Annotated in this window: 13 protein-coding genes; 10 read left to right on the forward strand and 3 right to left on the reverse strand. The window is 73.6% G+C overall.

The features are described from left to right. Positions 1 to 38: 38 nt before the first annotated feature. The 5 genes from ACZ6KO_RS25820 to ACZ6KO_RS25840 all read left to right on the forward strand — a co-directional run bounded on the left by ACZ6KO_RS25820 (position 39) and on the right by ACZ6KO_RS25840 (position 5,116). Positions 39 to 1,160 (forward strand): ATP-binding protein, encoded by a 1,122-nt coding sequence (locus tag ACZ6KO_RS25820; RefSeq protein ID WP_469306386.1) that lies wholly within the window; start codon positions 39 to 41, stop codon positions 1,158 to 1,160. After that, a complete protein-coding gene (locus tag ACZ6KO_RS25825; RefSeq protein WP_469306387.1) occupies positions 1,157 to 4,012 on the forward strand; it encodes a DUF5682 family protein in 2,856 nt (951 codons plus the stop codon). Before ACZ6KO_RS25820 ends, ACZ6KO_RS25825 begins: the two co-directional genes overlap by 4 nt. A 149-nt stretch (positions 4,013 to 4,161) precedes the next feature. After that, the gene (locus tag ACZ6KO_RS25830; RefSeq protein ID WP_469306388.1) at positions 4,162 to 4,437 is read left to right on the forward strand and encodes a DUF6400 family protein; all 276 of its coding nucleotides are present in this window, start codon (positions 4,162 to 4,164) and stop codon (positions 4,435 to 4,437) included. After that, entirely contained in the window at positions 4,424 to 4,681 is a 258-nt protein-coding gene (locus tag ACZ6KO_RS25835; RefSeq protein WP_469306389.1) for a hypothetical protein, read from the forward strand. Before ACZ6KO_RS25830 ends, ACZ6KO_RS25835 begins: the two co-directional genes overlap by 14 nt. Positions 4,682 to 4,840: 159 nt before the next feature. Continuing rightward, a complete protein-coding gene (locus tag ACZ6KO_RS25840; RefSeq protein ID WP_469306390.1) occupies positions 4,841 to 5,116 on the forward strand; it encodes an isoamylase early set domain-containing protein in 276 nt (91 codons plus the stop codon). 234 nt (positions 5,117 to 5,350) lie between these two features. Here ACZ6KO_RS25840 and ACZ6KO_RS25845 read toward each other — a convergent pair whose 3' ends face one another. Both ACZ6KO_RS25845 and ACZ6KO_RS25850 read right to left on the reverse strand, forming a co-directional pair. Continuing rightward, positions 5,351 to 5,824: a hypothetical protein gene (locus tag ACZ6KO_RS25845; RefSeq protein WP_469306391.1), complete on the reverse strand. Its 474-nt coding sequence runs from the start codon at positions 5,822 to 5,824 to the stop codon at positions 5,351 to 5,353. 114 nt (positions 5,825 to 5,938) lie between these two features. Beyond that, a complete protein-coding gene (locus ACZ6KO_RS25850; RefSeq protein WP_469306392.1) occupies positions 5,939 to 6,526 on the reverse strand; it encodes a GNAT family N-acetyltransferase in 588 nt (195 codons plus the stop codon). Positions 6,527 to 6,631: 105 nt separating this feature from the next. Between ACZ6KO_RS25850 and ACZ6KO_RS25855 the strand changes: the two genes are divergently transcribed. From ACZ6KO_RS25855 to ACZ6KO_RS25870, 4 genes are all read left to right on the forward strand, one after another. After that, positions 6,632 to 7,942 (forward strand): MFS transporter, encoded by a 1,311-nt coding sequence (locus ACZ6KO_RS25855; protein ID WP_469306393.1) that lies wholly within the window; start codon positions 6,632 to 6,634, stop codon positions 7,940 to 7,942. Beyond that, entirely contained in the window at positions 7,939 to 9,135 is a 1,197-nt protein-coding gene (locus ACZ6KO_RS25860; protein ID WP_469306394.1) for an anhydro-N-acetylmuramic acid kinase, read from the forward strand. The genes ACZ6KO_RS25855 and ACZ6KO_RS25860 overlap by 4 nt, the downstream gene beginning before the upstream one ends. Positions 9,136 to 9,530: 395 nt before the next feature. Beyond that, positions 9,531 to 11,969 carry an FxSxx-COOH system tetratricopeptide repeat protein gene (gene fxsT, locus ACZ6KO_RS25865; protein WP_469306395.1) on the forward strand — a complete coding sequence of 813 codons (2,439 nt, stop codon included), beginning with the start codon at positions 9,531 to 9,533 and terminating at the stop codon, positions 11,967 to 11,969. Positions 11,970 to 12,252: 283 nt separating this feature from the next. Further along, a complete protein-coding gene (locus tag ACZ6KO_RS25870) occupies positions 12,253 to 12,915 on the forward strand; it encodes a DUF4360 domain-containing protein (protein WP_469306396.1) in 663 nt (220 codons plus the stop codon). Between the two features lie 10 nt (positions 12,916 to 12,925). Here ACZ6KO_RS25870 and ACZ6KO_RS25875 read toward each other — a convergent pair whose 3' ends face one another. Continuing rightward, a complete protein-coding gene (locus ACZ6KO_RS25875) occupies positions 12,926 to 13,423 on the reverse strand; it encodes a GNAT family N-acetyltransferase (protein WP_469306397.1) in 498 nt (165 codons plus the stop codon). A 93-nt stretch (positions 13,424 to 13,516) separates the two neighbouring features. Between ACZ6KO_RS25875 and ACZ6KO_RS25880 the strand changes: the two genes are divergently transcribed. Continuing rightward, on the forward strand, positions 13,517 to 14,206 hold the full coding sequence (locus ACZ6KO_RS25880; RefSeq protein WP_469306398.1) for a DUF6882 domain-containing protein: 690 nt from the start codon (positions 13,517 to 13,519) through the stop codon (positions 14,204 to 14,206). Positions 14,207 to 14,252: the final 46 nt, after the last annotated feature.

The raw sequence follows: 14,252 nt of genomic DNA on the forward strand, positions 1-14,252 counted from the left end.
AACCCCCATCCCCCATCCCTCCCTGGAAAGGCCCTGACATGTCCGACCTGTTGCGCGCCCCCGCCGAGATCAAGTACGCCGAGGAGCTGGCCTGGCTGGAGTCCGTCGACGACGGCCCCAAGCCCTTCTCCTGGCGGCTGTCCCCGAAGATGGTCCGCCTGTTCATCCTCGGCTCCGAGCGCTCCGACGGCCTCGACCGGGAGATCGGCCAGAAGTGGTACGGCGACCGCAGCTTCGTCGAGCGCGCCATCGTCACGCTGGCCTCCGACCGCGGCCTGCTGCTCATCGGCGACCCGGGTACCGGCAAGAGCTGGCTGGCCGAGCTGCTGGCCGCCGCCATCTGCCGCAACTCCACGCTGGTGGTGCAGGGCACGGCCGGCACGACCGAGGACCACATCAAGTACTCCTGGAACGTGTCCATGGTGATCGCCAAGGGCCAGTCCCGGGAGTCGATGATCCCCTCACCGATCATGACCGCGATGGAGACGGGCGCGATCGGCCGCTTCGAGGAACTCACCCGCTCCACCAGCGACGTCCAGGACGCGCTGATCTCCATCCTGTCGGAGAAGTACATCTCCGTCCCGGAGCTCGACAGCGACAACGGCGACAACATCGTCTTCGCCAAGCCCGGCTTCTCCATCATCGCCACCGCCAACAGCCGCGACCGCGGCGTCAACGACCTGTCCTCCGCGCTCAAGCGCCGCTTCAACTTCGTGCGCATCCCGGTGGTGACGAACAAGAAGAGCGAGGAGGAGATCGTCCGCTTCCGCACCGAGGAACTGCTGCGCCGGCACCAGATCGAACTGGACGTGCCGCCCACGCTCCTGGACGTCCTGCTGCAGAGCTTCGCCGACCTGCGCGCCTCCGCCGCCGCGGCCGGCAGCGACGACGAGAAGCTGGAGTCCGCGCTGTCCACCGCCGAGCAGATCGGCGTGCTCGAGGACGCGATCCTGCACAGCAACTTCTTCGGCGAGCGCGCGCTGAGCGCCCGGACCCTGGCGTCCTCGCTCGTCGGATCGCTCGCCCGGCGCGAGCCCGAGGACCTGGCCATCCTCAACAAGTACCTGCACGGCGTCGTCGAGCCGCGGAGCAAGGAACAGGGCGGCTCCTGGCCGGAGTTCCTGGAGGGCGGCCGCGACGCGATCGCCACCCTCTCATGAGCGCCGTGGAGGAGGGGACGGGCTCCCCGGACCCGGCGGGCTTCGCGGCGCTGCGCACGCAACTGCGGGAGGCCGCCACGGCCTTCGCCGACGGCCCCGACGCGCTGGAGGGCATCCTGCTCGGCATCGTCGACGACGTCGACCGCGCGGTGCGCGAGCCGCTGGAGATCTTCCCCGTCTGTCACCACTCGCCGGCCTCCGCGACGGCGATGGCACGCCGGCTGCGCGAGAAGCGGCCGAAGGTCGTCTACCTGGAGCTGTGCGAGGACATGGCACCGCTCCTGACGGAACTGCGCAACTGCCGCCTGCCGGTGGCGGTGCAGGCGTTCGCGAGCGAGATCGCGGACTTCCCCCCGGAGTGGGCCCCGCTGTCGGTCGTCGCACCGATCACCGAGGCGTCGGCCGAGTACCAGGCGATCGCCTACGCGCTGGACACACCGGGCGTGGAGCTGGTCCTCGTCGACCGCTCCTCGGACCACGTCTTCCAGTGGCAGGCGCGCGACGCCCGGTCCGCCACCGGCCCGGCCGACGCGGCCGGCGGCCCCGGCGATACGGACGCCGCGCCGGCCGAGGAGGAGGCGGCGCTGCACGGCGACGCGGTCGGCGTGGAGATCGGCGACCTGCGGCCGCGCTTCGCCGACCTGGAGGAACACCTGCTGCACCACGGCCGGGTGCGGCACTGGTCGGAGTGGTGGCACCAGTACGTCGAACTGCCGCTCGGCGACGCCGACCACGACACGTACCGCCAGGTCATGCTCCTGATCGGCAGCCTCTTCCGGCGCCTGGCCCCCGGGGACCCGGGGCGGGTACGCGTCGACGAGGACCGCGAGCGCCACATGTGGACCCGGATGCGCGAACACCTCGCCGCGACCGGCACCGACCCCGCGGACTGCCTCTACGTCTGCGGCGCCTTCCACGCGGCCAGCCGGGTCGAGGAGTTCGGCGTCCACGGCGCCGGCACCTTCGAGATCAGCCCGCCCGGCGCGAGCAGCTGGAGCTACGGGCTCATCCCGTCCAGCCACGCCGCGATCGAGGCGCAGTTCGGCCTCGCCGCCGGCTCCGTGTCCATCGCCGCCACACAGTGGGCGAAGAACCTGCGGCGCACCCGCGTCCAGCCGTTCCGGCTCACGGGTCAGGCGGGCGCGAAGAAGCCGGCCCGGCCCCGCGGGACGGCCGCACCGGCGGTTCCCGAGGCAGCCGGGGCCGGGCCCGCGGACCGCCTCTCGGGCTTCCTGCGGCGCCCGCCCGTACTCGACCGCCTGGACGAGGCGGAACTGCTCGGCTGGTCGGTGGAGGTCGTGCGGGCCGCGCGCCGGGGCGGCTACCTCGCCTCCACCGCCGACGCCATCGCCGTCTTCGAGACCTCGATCCTGCTGGCCGGGATGCGCGACCGGGCCAGGCCCACGCCGTACGACTTCCAGGACGCGGCGGTCACCTGCATCGAGAAGGACCGGGTGCCGGGCCGGCGCGACGTACGACGCATCGTCGAGATCATGATGGGCGGCGACCGGATCGGCCAGGTCGGCTACGAGGCGCTGCCACCACTGGCACGCGATGTGCACGACCGGCTCGCGCCGCTGAACCTCAGGCTCCAGCAGCGCGGCGTCCAGCGGGCCCTGCTGGACATGGCCGCACAGCCGGAGCTGCAGCGGTGCTCCGACGTCCTGTGGATGCTGCGCCACCTGATGCCGCCGGGCGCCGCCCGCCCGATCATGGGCGAGCGGCGGCTCGGCGAGCGGTCCGTCCAGGAGTCGTGGGATCTGGCGCTGGGCACCCACCAGCGGGCCCTGATCGAGCTCGGCCACGAGGGCGTCAGCATCGAGCAGGTCCTGGAGCAGCGCCTGCGCCGCACCGCGTACGACCCGCAGGCCACCACGGCGACGGTGCTCCAGGCCGTCGAGGACGCGACGCTGTACCTGCGCAGCCGCCGCCTCGCCGACGAGCTGGGCACGCGCGCCCTGGAGGTCCTGGCGACCGAGCGCAGCGTCGACGGCGCCCCCGAGGTGCTGCGCCGGGTGCGCCGGCTGCTGGCGTACTACCGGACCGGCGAACCGGCGCTGCCCGCGTGGATCGAGTCCTTCGTCACGGCGGGGTACGCGCACTACTGCACCCTGCTGCCGACCGCGTTCACGGACGAGGACGCGACCGTGCGCCAGGTCGCGGCCATGCTGGGTTTCCTGTTCGGCATGGAGAGCCTGGCGCTGTCGCTGGGCTGCGACCGCACCCAGCTCGAGCTGGCCGTCGCGCAGTCGCATCCGCAGGAGCCGGCCAAGGTGGCGCTGCTGTGGGCGGCCCGGGTCCAGCTCGGCGACCTCTCCCGCACCGAGCTGCGGGCACGGTGCGACGAGCTGCTCGGCAACCCGCTGGTGGTGCCGGCCTACCCGCGCTACCTCAGCGGCTTCCTGCACGCGCTGGAGCCGGTGCCGCAGCTGGCCGACTTCGTCGTGGAGGCGGTGTCGAACGCCTTCGCCCGGCTGCCGGACCCGGTCCTCCTGCCGTGGCTGCCGACCCTGATCACCACCCTGCGGTCCGACGGCGCGGAGCTCGCCCCGCTGCTGATCCGCGAGGCCGGGCGGATCTTCCCCGGCCGGCTCGCGGCCCTGGACACGTGGGTGCCGCCGTGGCGGGACCGGACCGAGCCGGCGCTCCCACGGCCGGGGGCGGGGCGGGCGGGCGGCGGCACCCGCGCCGCGCTGCTCACCGCCCACCCGGCGACGTGCGACGCGATGGCGGCCCTGCTGGGCTGCGACGACCCGTGGCAGGCGGCGGCTCCCGCCGCCGGGGGCGCGGCCCTGCTCGCCCGCCATCCGGCGACCGCCCGGGCCCTGGACGCCCTGCTGGCCACGGGGTGACACGGTCCGCCGGCGCCTGCCGGCGCGGAGTGGGGGGGCCGGGCCGGGTCCCCGGAGCCCCGCCCCCTCCCCGCGCGCGGCTGTGACATCGCCCACGCACCCCCCACCCACTCTTGCCAGCGGAAAGAAGGGTTACCTAAGTTCGTTTTATGGCACCATCGCACCCCACATCCCCCACCGGCCCGGACGGCACCCCCGCGCTGGTCGACTTCACCGTCGACCTCACCGCGCAGGAGACGCTCCGCCAGGCCCACGTCCTGGACGCCCTGGGCTCCGCCTGGGACCCCATCGAGGTGCTGCGCGGCGAGGAGGCGGCGTACGACCTGCTGTACTCCGGCCTCGACGCGGACCAGCAGCGCGTGTACGACGACCTGGTCGCGGCCGGCGTACTGCCCCGGCGCGGGGGCGGCCGTGCTGCCGCTTGACCCGCAGGCGGACATCGGCCGCCGCGCCTGGGTGGCCTGCCCGCGGTGCGACGACAGCCAGGGATGCGCGCCGTGCGAGCAACGCCGTACCTGCTCCGAGCACTGGCGCTACCTGCTCTCCCACTCCGGCAGCCTGCTCCACCTGCAGTGCCCCTCGTGCACCCACGTGTGGGCGCACGAGAGCGCCTTCGGCGCCACCCGGACCCCGTGGAACCGGGTGACCAGCGGCTGGCCGCACCCCTGATCCGACCGCCGGCCGCCGCGTCCGGCGTGGCGTCGGCGTGGCGCGGGTGTGGCAGGGGGCGGCCAGGCGGGTGCCGTCGGGCGGGTCGCGGTCCCCGCGCGTCACCGTGAGGGGGCAGGCTGGCCCCCGGCCCGGTGTCCCGTCAGAGAGGGATCGTTGATGCTGGAACGTAAGACCCGCAAGGACCGCACGGATGTCACCTTCGTCCTGCCCGCCGACCAGCCGCCCGGCGAGGTCAGCGTCGTGGGCGACTTCAACGACTGGCGGCCCGGAACCCACACCCTGGCCCCGCGCCCGGACGGCCGCAGGGCGGTGTCGGTCAGGTTCCCCGCCGGCCAGATCCATTACTTCCGCTACCTGGCGGCGGGTGACTACTGGTTCAACGAGGAGGCCGCCGACGGCCACGAGGGTGCCAACAGCCGCCTGAACACCTGACCCCGCCGGCACGCCGTCCGCCGCAGAGGGCACTTGTGCGACAGGGACCTCTGCTATTCGGCCAACTGCACCGCCCGGCCAGCGCCCACCGCGCCGGCAGGGCACCCTGAGAAGGAAGCCTTCCGGGACGCCCCGAACCCCCGAGCGGGGCGTACTGGAAGGTCTTCACGTGCCCGCGTGCACGCCGGTCCCGCCCGCGCCGTCCCTACGGTCCGGTCACACGGTCCGGTCCGCTCAGCAGAACGCTTCGCGGGCCACCGCCGCGCCCTTGTCCCAGCCCTTCGAGAACTCCGCGTTCGCCGAGGCCGGCTTGGTCGCGCCGCAGTCGTCCTCGACGGCCTCCCAGCCCGCCACGATGCCCGCCTTGAGCGTCGTACCGACGGGGGCACCGCCGCCGCCGCACGGGGTGCGGTCGTTGCCCTGCGAGATCATGTACTGGGCCTTCTCGCGCTTGGGGATCGTGAAGCTGCCGCCCTCGCCGACGGTGAACTGACCGCCCTCCGCGGTCGGCGAGGACAAGAAGGCCTGTCCCGGCTCGAAGCCCGTGCCGGTGATGGTCACCGTTCCGTCGGACTGCACGGCCGACAGGGTGCAGGTGGCCGAGGGGACGGCCTCGGGTGCGGCGCCCCGGGCGATGGCGGCGGGCCCCAGGGCAAGGGACCCGGCCAGCAGCGGGGCGAGCACGGACAGACGGGTACGTCGCTTCATGGTTCTTCCTTCCGGGGTGCAGGAAGGCAACAGCATGTCCGGACGATCGTCCGTTTCATCCTCCCTTGTCCCGCATCACCTGTCGACCGGGGCACCGTCCCTCGGCGTCCCGGATCACGGGTCGCCCTGGACACGGGCGTGCAGGTGTTCGTCGTGCCAGCCGTCGGCGTGCAGCAGGGCGCTGCGCATCGTGCCCTCGAGGGGGAAGCCGGCCTTCCGCGCGACCCGGCAGGACGCCGGGTTCCCGACCGAGTGCGTGATCCGGAGCCGGTGCAGGCCGAGTTCGTCCAGGGCCCACCGGCTGACGCGGACCGTCGAGTCGACCACGGCCCCGTGGCCGCGCCCCTCGGGCAGGAGCCAGTACAGGAACTCCGCGCTGCCCCCGTGGAGGTCGATGTCGGCGAGCCCGATCATCCCCACGGGCCGGGAGCCGGCACCGGCGGACGGGGCGATGGCCCAGATCGCCGCCTCCTCGTCGTGCCAGCGCCGCGCCCACTGGGCGATCTTCTCGCGGGCCCGGTCCGGCGAGAGGTGACCGGGCCGGTTCCACTGCTGGATCTCCGGGTCGTGGCAGGCGGCCACCAGCACCTCGGCGTCGTGGAGCCGCCAGGGCCGCAGCTGGAAGCCGCTGCCGAGGCGGAACGTCGGCTGTTCGGTCCCGGCCATGCTGCCGGCCGGGACCACGGGCGGTATCGCGTTCATCGGATCATGATGACAAGCGCCGCGGACGGGCAGGGGCGGGGGCCGATCTGCTGAAACGCCCTTCCGTGACGTATCCCGGAGCTGCCCGGCGGGCACGCAAGCCGCGTGACCCCTTCCGGCCTGCGTCCCGCGCCCCCGCCCGCCGCCGTCCGCTCGCGCCGCGCCCTGCTCGCCGGCGCGGCCGGCAACTTCGTCGAGTGGTACGAGTTCAGCGTCTACGGCTGCTTCGCCACCGTCATCGCGGCCAACTTCTGGGCGGGCGGCGGTTCCGGCGCGCTGGTCGCGACGTACGCCTCGTTCGCGCTCGCCTTCTTCTTCCGTCCCCTGGGCGCCCTGCTGTTCGGCCGGATCGGCGACCGGATCGGCCGCCGCCCCACGCTGCTCCTGGTCATCGGCCTCATGACGCTCGCCACCACCCTCATCGGGCTCCTGCCCACGTACGCCGTGGCCGGACCGGCCGCCCCCGTGCTGCTCACCCTGCTGCGCGTGCTGCAAGGCCTCTGTGCCGGGGGAGAGTTCGGCGGGGCCGTGGCCCTGATGACGGAGCTCGCACCCCCGGGCCGCCGCGGTCTGTACGGCGCGCTTCAGTCCTTCACCGTCGCGCTCGGCCTGCTCGGCGGCGTCGGCGCGGCCGCCCTCACGGCGACGTTCCTGTCCGCGGCGGACCTGGCCGACTGGGGCTGGCGCGTCCCGTTCCTGCTGGCCCTGCCGCTCGGCCTGGCCGGGCTCCGGCTGCGGGCCGGGCTGGTGGAACCGCCCCCGCCCGACGCGAGGGACGGCGGCACGGAACCGGCCGGGGCGGCGGCCGCGCCGGCACGCCGCGGGGAACTGGCGCGCGCCGTCGTGCTGGGCGCCGGCCGGATCATGGGCTGGTCGGCGGCCGGCTACACCTTCCTCGTCGTCCTGCCCGCGTACCTGCAGTCCACCCTCCACACCTCCTTCCGGCAGGCCCTGCTCGCAGGCGTCCTCACCAACCTCGGCTTCGCCGCCGCCGTGCTGCCCGCCGGACACCTCAGCGACCGCGTCGGCCGCCGCCCGGTCATGCTCGCGGGCGCCCTCCTCGTCGTCGTCCTCTCCCTCCCGCTGCTCGGGCTGCTCCAGGACCCCGGCTCCTCCGTGCCGGCCCGGGCGGCAGCCCTGCTCGCCGCCGGCGCCGTGGTCGGCCTGATGGCGGGAGCGGGCCCCGCCATGCTCGCCGAGATGTTCCCGGCCCGGGTGCGCTGCACCGGACTCGGTGTCGCCTACGCGCTCGCCAACGCCGTCTTCTCCGGCTGCGCCGGCCTGGTCATCACCGCCCTGGCCGCGCGCACGGGCAATGCCGACATCCCGGCCCACTACGCCGCCGGAGCCTGCGCCCTCAGCGCCCTGGCCCTGTCCACGCTGCGCGGCGACGACCACCGAAGGGCCCTGCGATGAGAGTCGTCGGACTGATGTCGGGCACCTCCTACGACGCGATCGACGCCGCGGCCGCCGATCTCGACCTCGTCGACGAGGCCGGATCTCCCGCCGGGGCGGTGCGGCTGACCCCGCTCGGCATGGTCAGCGCGCCGTACGACGACGAGCTGCGCGCCGCGCTGGCGGCGGCCCTGCCCCCGGGGACCACCACCCTGGCCGACGTGTGCCGCCTCCACGTCCGGATCGGACAGGCGTTCGCGGACCTCGCCGTGCGCGCGGACCGCGAACTGTGCGAGGGCCGGGCCGAACTGATCGCCTCGCACGGGCAGACCGTCTACCACTGGGCGGCCGACGGCCGGGTGCACGGCAGCCTCCAACTCGGCCAGCCCGCCTGGATCGCCGAGGCCAGCGGCTGTCCGGTCGTCTCCGACTTCCGTGCCCGCGACATCGCGGCGGGCGGCCAGGGCGCCCCGCTGGTCGGCCTGTTCGACCTGATGTGGCTGCGCGGGCGCGCCGGCGTCCCGGCCGCGCTGAACATCGGCGGGATCGCCAACGTCACCGTCCTGCGGCCCACGGGCCCGGCCGTGGCCTTCGACACCGGGCCGGGCAACGCCCTCATGGACGCGGCCGTCCACGAGCTGACGGGCGGGCGGCTCGGCCACGACGCCGACGGCGTCCTCGCGGGGGCCGGCCGGGTCCACGAACCCCTGCTGGAGCGGCTGCTGGCGGAGCCGTACTACCGTCTGCCCGTGCCGAGGACGACCGGCAAGGAACTCTTCCACCGCGGCTACCTGCACGCGGTGCTCACGGACTTTCCCGGACTCGCGCCGTCGGACCTCGTCGCCACGCTCACCCGGCTGACGGCCCGGACCGTCGCCGACGCCCTGCGGCCGCTCGGCCCCACCGAGGTCATCGCCTCCGGCGGCGGCACCCGCAACCCGGTCCTGATGGCCATGCTCCGCGCGGAGCTGCCCGCCACCACCGCGCTGCTCACCTCCGACGCGCTCGGGCTGCCCGGGGCCGCGAAGGAGGCGTACGCCTTCGCCGTCCTCGGCTTCCTGAGCCTGCACCGCCTCCCCGGTACGGCGCCCGAGTGCACCGGGGCCCGGGGCGCGCGCGTCCTGGGTTCCCTCACCCCGGGCCGCCGCCCCCTCCGGCTGCCGCCGCACCCCGGCCGGGTCCCGCACGCTCTGGTCATCGGGCCGGGCCGGTGAGGCCCGGCACTCCTCTCTCTGACCCGAGCCGCAAACTGACCGCGGGGTAGCTTCCGGACCTTCAGGTCTGTCGTTTCCCTGCCGTCGGCCGGCTCGTTGGGCCGAACGGGTGAGGCCGGGAGCGAGAAGAGGCGGGGCATGAGGCGGGAGTGGTCACGGGCCGCGCCGCGCGGCGGATGACGGCGTTCGAGCAGCAGGCTCGGCATCCGGCCGCTGAACCGGAGCAACACCGCCGCCCGCGTCGTGACCACCCGCACCCTTCCATGCACGTGATCCAGGCGGGAGCATCCTGGTGACGGTGGACGGGGGGGCAGACCATGGGGCGTGGACGGGGTGCGTGGGCCGGGTCGGCGGTAGCGGGAGGGGCCGCATTGGTGGCGGCTTTGCTGGGGCCGGTGGCCAACTACGCCAGTGACGCGGTGCCTGGCTGGGCGGCGCAGGCGTGGGTGATCTGGCCGGTGTTCGCCGTGCTGGTGGCGGTCAGCATCGGGCTGTTGCTGTGGGGCCGGCATCTGGATGCCGCAGCACGGCCCCCGGCGCGGCTGGCACCGGTGAGCCGACTGGCCCGAGGCCAGCAGGCTTCGTTACGCCCCCCGCATGTTCAGCGCGTGCGGGGGCGTGAGGGAGAACTCGCCGTGCTGGCAGGCATGCTTCGGCGACCACAAGGCCGGTTCGCGGTGCTGTGCGCGGTCGGCGGGATGGGCAAGACGACGGTGGCCGCGCAACTGGCCGCCCAGGCCGAGGCGACGGGCTGGCGAGTGTTCTGGGTGCGCTGGCGCGACGGCGCCGAGCTGGCGCAGCAGATGGTGCAGGCGGCGCTGGCCTGCGGCCTGCCAGAGGAGGAGCTGGAGGCCGCGCGAGCGGGGCAGGCGAGCCTGCCGGATGTGGTCTGGCGACAGTTGGGCCGGGCGCGGCGGTGGCTGCTGGTGGTGGACAACGCCGACGAGCCGCACGAGATCGGCCCGGCAGGGGAGCCGGTGGCCGACTACCGCGGCTGGATCCGTCCGCACGGCCGGGGCCTGCTGGTGGTGACCAGCCGGGATGGCAGCGAGCAGACCTGGGGTCCGTGCGCACGGCTGCTGCCGCTGGAGCCGCTGCCGGTGCGACCTGCGGGGCAGGTCCTGCTGGACGCTGCTCCCGCGGCCGGCACCGCCGAGCAGGCCCGGGAGCTGGCGGCGCGACTGGGAGGGCTGCCCCTGGCGCTGCACGCGGCCGGCACCTATCTGGCCGGACCCACCAGCCGCTACCGCACGTTTGCCGCCTACCGCCAGGCCCTGGAACAGGAACTGCGGTTCTTGTTGGGAGCGGCGCACCCGAATGCCTCCCATCCGCAGGTCGCCCGCGCCGTGGTGCGGCATACCTGGGAGGTGTCCTTGGACCAGCTCGCCGGGGAGGGCAACGCTTTGGCCCGCCCCTTGTTGCGACTGCTGGCCCTGCTGGCTCAAGCCCCCGTCCCACTGGCCCTGATCACCCCGGACCTGCTGTCCGTCGTCACCGGACACGACGTCACCGCGGTGGCCCTGGAGGCCGCGTTCGCCGGCCTGCACCGCTACGGTCTCCTCGGCATGCCCCACTCTCCCGGCAGCACCGGCCCGGCGTCGGGCAGCAGTGAGGGGGCGCAGGTGGTGCTGCATCCCCTGATCCGGGAGATCAACGCTGTCGCCCTCACGGCCGAGACCTCCGAGCTCGCCGTGTGGCACCGGGCCCTTGCCGAGCGGCTGACCACGGCCGTGCACGAGGCCAGTCAGCGCGGGCGCGCTGGTTGGCCTGCAGCCGTGCTCCTCGCCCCCCACCTGCCTCTGCTGCTCGACTACGCCGACCCGCGCACCGCCACACACCACCGCACCACTCTCAACACCCTGGCGCAGGTGCTGCAGAAGGCCGGCGCTTTCGGTGCGGCGCGCCTGCTGGATGAACGGGTCCTCGACGTCGCGACCCGCATGCTGGGCCCCGAGCACCCCGATACCTTGACCAGCCGCAACAACCTGGGCAATGCCTTGTTCGGACTGGGAGAGCCGGCCGAGGCGATACGCCTGCTGCGGCAGACCCTGGAGGACCGCGCCCGCATCCTGGGCCCCGAGCACCCCGATACCTCGACCAGCCGCAATGACCTCGCATGCGCTTTGGACGGGACGGGTGAGCATGCCGAGGCGGTGCGTCTGCTGCGGCAGACCCTCGACGACCGTACCCGTGTCCTGGGCCCCGAGCATCCGCATACGCTGGCCAGCCGGGACAGCCTCGGTCTCGCCCTGGACGGGATGGGCGAGCACGCACGAGCAGTGCGCATGCACCGGCGCACCCTGGAGGACCGCATCCGTGTCCTGGGCCCCGAGCACCACCTCACCCTGCTCAGCCGCCACAACCTAGCCAGCGCCCTGACCAGGGCGGGTGAGCAGACGGAAGCGATACAGCTGCTGCGGCAGGCGCTCAACGACCACGCCCGCATTCTGGGCGACGAGCATCCGCATACGCTGGCCAGCCGGGACAGCCTCGGTCTCGCCCTGGACGGGACGGGCGAGCACGCACAAGCAGTGCGCATGCACCGCTGCACCCTGGAGGACCGCACCCGCATCCTGGGCCCCGAGCACCCGGACACCCTTGCCAGTCGCCACAACCTCGCTCTCGCTTTGACCAGTGCAGGTGAGCAGGCCGAGGCGATACAGCTGCTGCGCCGAACCCTCGATGACCGCGTCCGCATCCTGGGCGGCGAGCACAGGCATACCTTGAGCACCCGCAACGCGCTGGAGACAGCGCTAGCCATGTCCACCCAACGGCCACAGAGCCGGTGGTGGCACTGGCTGCGGCGCAGGAACGCCGCAGCCAGTGGCGGTTGAGGAGGCCCTGTGCCCCGGTCGACGGTGTACGGGCACCTCGACAAGATCAAGACCGTGCCCCGCCAGACACCCTCGTGCCGCATATGAGTACGGATGTCGAATGGCCGTACGGCACGCCGTGGAACGTGTGATTCCGCGTCTCTCGGCCCGAGGTGCCCGATGGTGTGTGGCGTGTGAACGAGGTGGCCGCGGTGGCTGTGGCGACTGCGCAGGCTGTGGCGGCCGTGGTGGCTGTGGTGACCTCCGAGACTTCACCGGGACCAGGGTTCGGAAAGGACCTCTCATGCTCAGAACGGTGTTCACCGCCGCCACGGCCGCGGTACTCGCCGCCGCCGCCCTCGTACCGTCCGCCGCCGCGGCGCCGCCCCGGGCTCCCCTCCCCGGACCGACCGAGCCGGTCACCATCGACCTCGTCCAGGTCAACGGCTCGGGCTGCCGGCCGGGGACCGCCTCCGTCGCCGTCTCGCCGGACAACACGGCCTTCACCGTGACGTACAGCGAGTACCTGGCCCAGGTCGGTGTGGGCGCCCAGCCGATCGACTTCCGCAAGAACTGCCAGCTCGGCCTCCGCGTGAACATCCCGCAGGGCTTCACCTACGCCATCGCCCAGGCCGACTACCGCGGCTTCCTGAGCCTGGCGCAGGGTGCCAGCGGCCAGCAGAAGGCCAGTTACTACTTCCAGGGCATGTCCCAGACGCAGTACCGCAGCCACAGCTTCCAGGGGCCGCAGCAGGGCAACTGGCAGGTGTCCGACACGGCGGGCCTGGAGGCCCTCGTCTACGCGCCCTGCGGCGAGAAGCGGAACTTCAACATCAACACCGAGCTGCTCACGAACGCCGGCACCTCGGACTCCGCCACCACCAACAGCTTCATGGCGATGGACTCGACCGACGGCAGCATCAGCACGAAGTACCACTTCTCGTGGAAGGCCTGCCCGGTGCGCTGACCCCGCCCGGCTACGCCGTCCCGGCGAGCGGGCGCGCGTACCGCACGCCGGGGCGGCCGTCGATGACGGTCCCGCCCGCCACCGTGAACCCGGAGCGGCGCAGCACCGCCATGGACGCGTGATTGTCGAGGGTGGTCATCGCGGTGAGCCGTACGAGCCCGTAGTCGTCGGCCGCCAGCCGGCACACCTGCGCGACGGCCGTCCTCGCCACGCCCCGGCCCGCGGCGCGCTCGCCGATCCGGTATCCGAGTTCGGCGACGCCCTCCTCCGGGTCGACGTCGACGAGGTTGACCCGGCCGATCACGTCGCCGTCGGCGTCCAGGACGAGATGGAAGTGGCAGAGCCCGGCGTCCTGTTCGTCGAGCAGGGCCCGGTGCCGGGCGGCGAAGCCGGCGAAGTACGCGTCCCCGCGGTCCGGCACGGACCGTGCGAAGTACGCCCGGTTCTCCCGCTCGAACGCCAGCAGCGCCTGCGCGTGATCGGCCCGCAGCCGCTCCAGCTCCACCATGGCCGTCAGCATACGCACGGACGACCGGTGCGCGTACGGCCCGAAGGGCCCCGTGATCACGGCCGGCCGGTCGCGGCAGTAGGGTCGGGGACCATGGTGACGCACTTCAGTGAATCGTTCCTGCTCGAGGCGGAGCGGCATGCGGCGTGGGGCGCCGCGCAGCTCGAGACCCTGACCGGCTTCCTCCCCGAGGGCCCCTGGACCGCGGACCTGCCGTCCTGCGTCTACCGGCAGGGGGACCTGGAGCTGCGGGTCGCCGTCCTGGGCACGTACGACATGGACGAGCGGTCCTGGATGTGGGGCTGGGCCAACCCCGGCCTGCGCGGCACCGAGGTGGTCGCCCTGGCGGAGCGGGCCGAACGGTACGGACGGGCGCACGGGATCGGCGAGCTCACCGAGGAGGTGCTCGACCTGTCCGGCTTCGACGACCCGCGCCGGGCGGCGGAGACGCTGGCCTTCGCAGGGATGGGCGTGACCGGTGCCCCGGGCTACATCGGCGTTCCGGCCGGCCCGGCCACCCAGGTCTACTTCCTGCCCGACGATCCCCAGGTGCCCCGCGCCGCCCTCGACCCGGTCGCGCTCCCGCGCACCCTCATCACCGCCGCCGGCCTGATCGGCCGCTCGCCCCGGCGCGTCGTGACGGGCTACTTCGACCACCACGGCCTCCCGCAGCGCGAGGACGAGCACCGCGTCACGGCCGCCCTCCCCGACGGCAACGCGGCCGAGGTCGACTTCGACTCCCTGGGCCGTATCGCGTCCGTCCGTCTGACCGGGCTGTCCTGACGGGGCTGTTCTGACGGGAGATCTCCGGACGGGGGATCTCCCGGCG

The sequence above is a fragment of the Streptomyces sp. NPDC042102 genome, from assembly GCF_055582305.1.